The 7,936-nt window shown below is 65.3% G+C and carries 5 protein-coding genes; 2 read left to right on the top strand and 3 right to left on the bottom strand.

The window, feature by feature from the left end; translation table 11 throughout:
- Nucleotide 1: 1 nt before the first annotated feature.
- Both QHF83_RS47255 and QHF83_RS47250 read right to left on the bottom strand, forming a co-directional pair.
- Entirely contained in the window at nucleotides 2–748 is a 747-nt protein-coding gene (locus QHF83_RS47255) for a hypothetical protein (RefSeq protein ID WP_282424729.1), read from the bottom strand.
- Entirely contained in the window at nucleotides 745–1,020 is a 276-nt protein-coding gene (locus QHF83_RS47250) for a hypothetical protein (protein WP_282424728.1), read from the bottom strand. The genes QHF83_RS47255 and QHF83_RS47250 overlap by 4 nt, the downstream gene beginning before the upstream one ends.
- A 2,412-nt stretch (nucleotides 1,021–3,432) precedes the next feature.
- On the opposite strand from QHF83_RS47250, the gene QHF83_RS47245 reads away from it, so the two are divergent.
- A complete protein-coding gene (locus QHF83_RS47245) occupies nucleotides 3,433–3,852 on the top strand; it encodes a J domain-containing protein (protein WP_282424727.1) in 420 nt (139 codons plus the stop codon).
- Between the two features lie 12 nt (nucleotides 3,853–3,864).
- On the opposite strand, the gene QHF83_RS47240 is transcribed toward QHF83_RS47245, so the two are convergent.
- Nucleotides 3,865–4,140 (bottom strand): hypothetical protein, encoded by a 276-nt coding sequence (locus QHF83_RS47240; protein WP_282424726.1) that lies wholly within the window; start codon nucleotides 4,138–4,140, stop codon nucleotides 3,865–3,867.
- Between the two features lie 104 nt (nucleotides 4,141–4,244).
- Between QHF83_RS47240 and QHF83_RS47235 the strand changes: the two genes are divergently transcribed.
- Nucleotides 4,245–7,913 (top strand): serine/threonine-protein kinase, encoded by a 3,669-nt coding sequence (locus QHF83_RS47235; RefSeq protein WP_282424725.1) that lies wholly within the window; start codon nucleotides 4,245–4,247, stop codon nucleotides 7,911–7,913.
- Nucleotides 7,914–7,936 lie beyond the last annotated feature (23 nt).

The raw sequence follows: 7,936 nt of genomic DNA, 5'->3' as shown, positions 1-7,936 counted from the left end.
GTTATTGTGCGGCTGCGACGAACCCGCCGAGCGCACGCCGGCGCGGCGAGCATGCGCGTGCCGCGCACGTGGCGCCTGCCATGGGCGCGGATGGTCGTCCAGACGGTGGTGGGCGAGGACTTACGAAGCTCCGCCGATGCGCGTCCGTCGCCGTGGCCAGGATCGTCGACACCTCCGCATCCGACGGAATCTCGAGAATGCTAGGCTCCACCGGCTTTAGCTGTGGCAGGTTCGCGGGCCTCTCCTCCAGAAAACCGCGGCTCACCGCGAACCGCAGCACCGACCGGAGCACGGCTTGCGTATTGTTTCGCGTCCCTCGCGACAGCCCTCGCTTCGACTGCTCCAGGTCGAGTTCCGCGGCCGCCGCGCCATCCACCTCGTTCACGCGTAGCTCGCCGAACCGCGGGAGCAACGTCCCTTCGAGAACCGACACGTATCCACGCCGCGTCGTCACCTTCAGATCCGTCACCATGTACGTCGCCCGATACTCCGCCACGACCTCGGCGAACGTCATCCCGGCTGCCCCGCTCGCCTCCTCCGCCGCCCCCTCGACCTCCCCGGCCGGCTCGAACGGCTCCCCGAACTCGGCGACCTGCGTCATGAGCCGCCGCTCCTCCGCCCGCGCCGCCGTCATCGTCTGGACCTGCGCGTCCCTGCGATACCGCACCTTCCGCCCGTCACGCGCCACGTACTGGAAATCGATCACCAGCCGCGCCCCGCTTCGCCTCTCCTCCTTTCGCACGCTCATGATCGACTCCCTTCCCGGGCCACCGCGCCCGCGTCCGCCCGACGACTGCTCACCGGCACCCCCCAGGCCTCCGAGAACCGGACCCGCCATAGCCGCCCGAACTTCCGCGCCGACACTCCATCGAGCGCCGCCTCCGTCACCCCGTCGGCGCTGCGCAGCGCCCGCCGTTCGAGCGTCTTCCTCAGCGCCGCCGCATTCAACCCGAGATGCGACGCCGCCTTCTCCAGCGACACCCACTTACATCGATCGACCGCTCCTTCCTTGCCTCGCATGTACCACGCTCCTTCCCCTCCCTGTGGGCACGGCGCCGACCTTCGAGGGCGCTCGAGCATCCAGCACGAGCGATCCCTCCTCCGCGCCGCAATCTCGGAACCTAGCAATGAGACGTAGCCACGCCAGGACTTTTGGAAACCAAAACTGACTGGTGCGAACACGCAATGCGAAATGCGGCGTTTGATGCGGGAATCCGCACCTACCCCCTTGGTTGACTGCTACCTCGATCCGCTCACGGCCACTGACGCAACCGCTTTTTGCATCGATTTCGTCGTGACCTGCAGCCGAAGCTCTGGGCCACCCCACGCCTCGCGATGGCCGCGCGCTCTGCAGGTCGAATTCCGCGATCCACTTCACGGATCAGGCGCGCTACAGGGGTAGCGCAAGCGCCATGCCACCACAGAATCGGCCAGGACAAACAACCAAGAGCCACTTAAAAAGTGAGAAATCCGAACTCCGCCCCCTCGTTTCGCAGGTTCAGTTTCGAGATGAGCCGCTCATGGAACCACTTTTCGTTGATTTGACCCCCAGCAGTGCCCCCCTCGAGCGTCGTTGCGCCGCTCGGATAGGCGCCGATCCAGCTGCGACAGCCCCGGCGCAGACGCGATGCCAGGCTCGCACAGCCCCCGCAGGCGCAGCGCAACTCCCATGCCGAGGCGAATGCGGTCCAGACAAACAACAAAAAGCCACTTGAAAGATGAAAAGTCCGACCCTCACCCCCTTGTTTAGCAGGGTCGCCTCCGAGAAGAGCCGCTCGATGTAACCACTTTTTCAATTTTTCGGCTCGGCGGACATCGCCCACCCGCCTTATTTTGGAGGAAACTTCACAATCGAGCCCTCCAACGAGTCACCGCGCGACAACCGGAGTCGATCCCAGGTGGACCCACCCGCAAAAATGAGCGGCTTTTCCACCGGCTCCGAGCGGCTCATGAGCGGCTTTGAAGCGGGTTTTTCGAAAACGGGGTGCGAGCCTCGACGTTCCGCCCACACTCGAACCCAGCCCTTCCTGCCCGACGCGGCGTCGAGACGCCCGTCAGCCGATTGTCGCTCCCCTTTCGGCCGAACTCGTGTCCACATTTTTCCTGGCGCGCTTGTCGGGCGCGATTCACATTGCGATAGAACGCCATGAGTTACCCCGAGACCGGCCCGTCGGCGGCGCCGGTTCGCGGAGGGCATCCGCTTTTCCCAAGAGCGGCGACCGATCCCGGACCAGACCGCCGGCGATTCGATTACATCATCATCCACCGCTGGCTGCCCGACGGCACGTTCGAGCAGTGCCCGCGATTGTGGACAGGCTCCGAGCTCCAAAGCTGGGAGCAAGTCGTCGCCGCGTACGGCGGCGGGTGCACCTATCAGCTCATCGCCATCTGCAGCGCTGGCCAGATCCAGGCGCAATCCGAGCGATTCTACTTCGGGTCACCCGCGACAAAGCCGTTCTCCGCGACGCCGTCTCCGGTGGAGACGCCAGCGAACACGTCGCTCGAGATGCTGCGCCTGGTCCTGAAGAGCCGCTTGGACGAGCTCGACAAGGTCAAGGAGTTGATGCTCCTCAAGTTCGAGCTCGACGAAAGGCGCGCCCAGCTCGCGGAGGAGCGGGAGCAGCGAGGCCTGCGCATGGGCGTCGACTTTTATCGGGAGGCGCAAGCGATCGCGGAGCAGGAGGAGGAGGCCCGGCGCGCGCGGAAGGCATCGAGGGCGAGTGCTGCGGCGCGTGCTCCCGAGGCGAACACGGCTCCGATGCCTGCGCCAGCTCCAGCACCGCCGCAACAGCCTGCAGCTTCCCCGCCGTTCCCCGCACCGCAGGGGTACGTCTGGCTGCTCACGCCGCATGGCTGGGCTCTACAAACCGTCTTTGCATTCCAGCAGCCGGTTCAACCCGTAGCGCCGGCCCCACCGCCGGCCCCCGCGACCCAGCCTCGCACGGAGTCGATTGCGGCCCCCGTGGTGGTCGCCGCGACGCCGGCCCCGGTCGCGCCTGCGCCGCCCGCGCAGAATCACGACGAGCCAGTCGAGCCGTCGCCACGGCTTGAACCCATGGCGACCGCTGCCGAGCCGAGGTCGCCGGAGCCCGAGTCCGGAAACATGCCCCTTCTCGTGGACGTGCCCGTTCTCGAGCAATCCCGGGCTCCCGAGCGCAACCCGCGACCTCGTATCGAGCCGCCCCGAGCGCATGCTTTCGCGAGGAGACGCACGGCCCAGGCGCGCCAGCTTCTCCACGCACCTGCACCCCCATCATGCACCCGAGCAGATCATCCACCCCACCCGTCGCCTCGCACCTCTCGCGCGAGGCCCGCCGCGACCTCTGAGCTCGGCCAGGCCCGCGCTCCACCACCGCGCTCTCCGGCTCGTTTTCTTCGTGAAGGACGAACTGTGAGTCAGCGGTCGCGCATGGCGCGACAAGGTTGGGCTACATGGACGGGAGTAATCCATTCGAGGTCTTCAACGTCGATATCAAGGTCACCGATGAGCAGGTTCAAGCGCAGTACAGGCGCCTCGTGTTCGAGCACCACCCCGACCGGAACCCCGGGGATCCTCACGCAACGGCGCGCATGCAAGCCATCAACGCGGCGTTCGGGCAGATTTGCACCGCGGAGAAACGGGCTGCCAGCGTCGAACGATGGCTGCCCGTCTTTGCGAAGAAGCTCCTCGTGAGCATGGCGGATGCGCTCGAATCCAACATGACCTCGCTCCAAAGAGCGCAAGATCGGACGGCAATCGCGTACGCGTATGGCGAGGTCCGCAGCCTGAGCCTCGCCTTGCACGGGCTCGCGACGATGCTGGACACCTGGGCGAACACTCGGCTCGTGGAGGCTATGGTGAGACAGCGGTAGGGCGCCGCGGGTTCATGCTCGGCCGATCCTGATCAACGCCCAGCCGCTGATCACGGTGAGGGCGATCCAGAGGAGCGGATAGGTCCACCATGGGAGACCCATCTGCAATGCTGCGAGCCCGAGTGTCCAGAAAATGGACGGGAATACGCACCCGTCCATGATCGGCACCATGCCCTCCGTGCCGCCCTTCGTGGTCTTCGAGACGTGGAGCTTGACCACGAAGTGTAGGGTGCCGAAGGCAATGGCGGCGATGCCCAGCCATCGGAAGGCTTCGGGCGCAGGTGTCATGATCCGCGAGGAGGATAGCGGAGCGGAGCTGGGTCGACCATGTCCCAGGCTGGTCCATCACCGTGGAGGAGGTGCTTGCCGAGGGAGAACGCGTGGCTGCGAGGGTGACCATCGTCAACGGGGACGAGGTGTTCTACGCCCGCGGCTTCTACCGCGTGCGCGGTGGCCAGGTTGTCGAGGCCACGGAGACGTTCGCCCATCCGGGGGAGCCCCCGTACGACCGAAGTCACCTCGTGGAGCGCTACTGGCCTACCGAGCGATCAGCCTCGACGCTCGCCCCCATCGCCCGAACCGAACATGCCCGTAGACAGCCGGGGCCCGGCTCTGCAATCTTGACCACGCGACTCGCACCATGGGGGCGTACGTCCGTGCAACTGATCCCCGAGCTTCCCGCCGAGAAGATTGGCTCCTATCGGTTGCTCCAACGCATCGGCAAGGGCGGGATCGGGCATGTCTTCGCTGCGGTGCACGAACACCTGGGCCGGCGTGTCGCGCTCAAGGTCCTCTCGCCGGACTCGGCTGACGACCCGCAGCTCGTCGCCCGCTTCCTTCAGGAGGGACGTGCCCTCGAGCAGCTCGAGCACCCCGGCATCGTGCGCGTACACGACTGCGGCAAACTCGAGGACGGCACGGTCTTCCTCGCAATGGAGCATCTGCAAGGCGACCCCCTGGATACGTGGATGCGCAAGCAGGGAGCCTCGGTATCACTCGAGGCCGCGCTGGCCATCGCCTCGCAGATCGCAGATGCCATGGTCGAGGTGCATGACAAGGAAATCGTCCACCGTGATCTCAAACCTGCGAACATCATCCTAACGCCTGACGACGGGGCTCCTCTCGGACTGCGGCCGAAGGTCGTCGATTTTGGTATTGCGAAGGTGCCGGCCCGCAGGAACGACGAACAGGCCGATACGCACGTGAAGACAGCGGCGCACAACGTGCTTGGAACCACGGCCTACATGGCGCCAGAGCAGTGCAAGAGTCCTACGGACGTGACGGAGCGCGCGGACGTGTACGCTCTCGGTGGAGTCCTTTTCGAGCTCATCGCAGGCCGCCCTCCTTTCCAATCCACCGAGGACATCGAGCTCCTCTTCCACCATTTGAACACCCCGCCGCCGCAGCTGCGGGACCTCGTGCCCACGGTGCCACCTCTGCTCAGCACCTTCGTTGCCTCGATGCTAGCCAAGGCTCCCGAGGAGCGGCCCTCGATGAGTCGCTGCAGGGACATGCTGGCACGTCCGTGGAAGAGCGAAACGGCAGGGTGCCCGTTTCCAGGCCTGCAACCATTCTCAGAGGCACAGGCGGAGCTGTTTTTCGGACGCGAGCGAGAGACGCGTGAACTCGTCGCGATGCTCGACGAGATGCGCAACGACGGCAGCCGGACATGGCTCCAGATCGAAGGCCCCAGCGGAACGGGCAAGTCGTCGCTCGTGCAGGCTGGCGTCTTACCGCGACTCGCCGGACAGCCGTGGATCGTCGCGGTCCTGTGCCCCTCGGAAGATCCGATCCGGAGCCTAGCCGACGCCATCGTCACCGTATACGGGCAATATGGACTCTCGAAGTCCGGGCCGGACGTCGTAAACGCGATGCGAGCGGAGGCAGGGACGCTCCTCGCAATGATCGAGCGGCACCAGCCGCCGTCCACCACGCTGCTACTCGTGATCGAGCAATTCGAGGAGCTGTTCGCCCTCGGTGGAGCGCACTTGGAGCAGTTCGATGCGCTCCTATCCCGCCCGCTGACGAAAGCATCACCGCTTCGACTGCTGACCACGATGCGCAGCGATTACATACACCGGATTGCGCAGACGCCCGAGCTAGCACGTATCCTCAACAGCAAGGCCGCCCGCTATCACTTGCATCCCATGCGAGAGGATGCGCTTGCGCAGGTGATCCTCGGCATGGCGTCGCGTGCTGGGCTGCAGCTTTCCAAGGATCTTGCGGATCGAATGGTCCGCGACGCCGCCGGCACGGACGGGCGGCTGCCGCTTCTCGGGCACGCGCTTCGTAGCCTGTGGTCGACTCGCTCCGGGGCCGCGTTCACGCACGAGCATTACGATCAGATGGGTGGAGTCAGCGGAGCTCTCGCCCGCCAAGCTGCGCTTCTGATCGACGGGCTTGGCGAAGAGGGCAGGGAGCGCGCGAAGTGGCTCATTCTGGACCTCGTACAGGTTGGACGCGGTGCTCCCGATACACGACGGCCGCGAACGCGTGAGGAAGTGCTTGCAGCCGCAGGCGGTGACACCAAGGCCGAGGAGGTGCTCGCCAGGCTTTCGGGGATGCCGCTCGGCTCATCGACGGTTGTGACCACGGAGCCCCTACGGCTCGTCGTGATCTCGGAGGATGCTGAGGATCCTGCTTGGCAGCGCGTCGATCTGGTGCACGAGACCTTGCTCCAGCGGGTACCGACGATCGTCTCGTGGATCGATGCCGAGCGCGCGCTCCTCGAACGGCACGCCGATCTAGAAGTCGCGGCGCATGCGTGGGAGCAGGCTGGATGCCCTACCGATGGATTGCCTGCTGGGTCGCTGCTCGACCACTACCGGGGCTATGCGGGAGACGTGCGCCAGCGCGAACGCCTCGTACGGATGGCCAGCGACCGAGCGCGCAAGTTCATCGACTCGGCCCTACGGCTAGAGCAACGCCGACTTCGGCGGCAGAGAGGCTTCGTTGCGGCCCTCGCCGTTGCGGTCGTGGCCATCTCGATCAGCGCTCTGGTTGCGCGGCGCGAGCGCGAGCGCGCGGAGGAGAGCCTGGCTTCCTTCATTTCGACAACGGACACGATTGTATCGGGCGCGGACTGGGACCTCGGCAGGTTGCCCCATACGGTCAATGTTCGACGCGAGATGCTAGGGAGCATCGATAAGAACTTGCAAACGCTGCAGTATCTCGATCAGCCCAAGGTGCGAGGCGCTATCATCGAAACCAAGCATCGGCGCAGTGATCTCGCCAGACTGAACGATACTCTGGACATCGCCGGCGCGTTCATCACCGAGGCGCGCGCAATGATTGATGCTCGCCTCGAGGACGATCCGTCGAATCCGGAGCTGCAAGAATTGCTCGCCCTGAATGTCTCGAAACGCGGAAAGCTCGCGCTGGCTCGGGGACGCCACGCGGATGCCCTCATGGACTTCAGCAAGTCCGTCGCAGTGCTCGAGGCCATGGGCAACGATGGCAGCGCCGAGCACCGGCGTACGCTGGCGACCAGCTACGCCGAACAGGCGGACGCCGAGTTCGAGCTCGGCCACACCAGCATTGCAGTTGTCCTCTACGACAAGGCCGCCCGACTCTACGAACAGAACGGCGAAACCGAGAGCGGCTACGACCGTGCGCTGCTGGCCTCCACGCTAGCCCAGCTGGCGGACACCGAGCGGAAGAACGGAGACCGGCGCGGCGCTGCCGAACACCTCGACAAGGCCAAGCGCATTCAAGAGTCGCTGACCCAGGCTCACCCGGAGAACATGCTCTATCAGCTCTTCCTCGGCCGGATTTACGTGTCGCTCGCCGCTCTCCGGTCCGAGGAGGGGCAAACCGAGGAAGCGGCTCGTCTCTACGAGGACGCAGTCCGTATCGGCGAAACACTGCATCGGGGCGATGGAACCCAGAAGGAGTATGGTCTGCTCCTCTGCCAGAGCCTTCAAGGGGCGGAGGCCGTCGCCAGCGCCCAGGGGGACGGTCCACGTGTCGAACGGCTCAAGGCTCGGCGGCGCGACCTGACGCGTGCCTTCATCGAGCGAGATCCCGTGGACATGCGTTTCCAGCGGCTCGCTCTACCGTAAGCCGGGCAACAAGCTCTCGAAAA

The organism is Polyangium sp. 15x6 (assembly GCF_029960785.1).
In the GTDB taxonomy this organism is placed as follows: Bacteria; Myxococcota_A; Polyangia; order Polyangiales; family Polyangiaceae; genus Polyangium.
The sequence above is the reverse complement of the archived record's forward strand: the minus strand, read 5'-3'. Positions and strand labels throughout refer to the sequence as shown.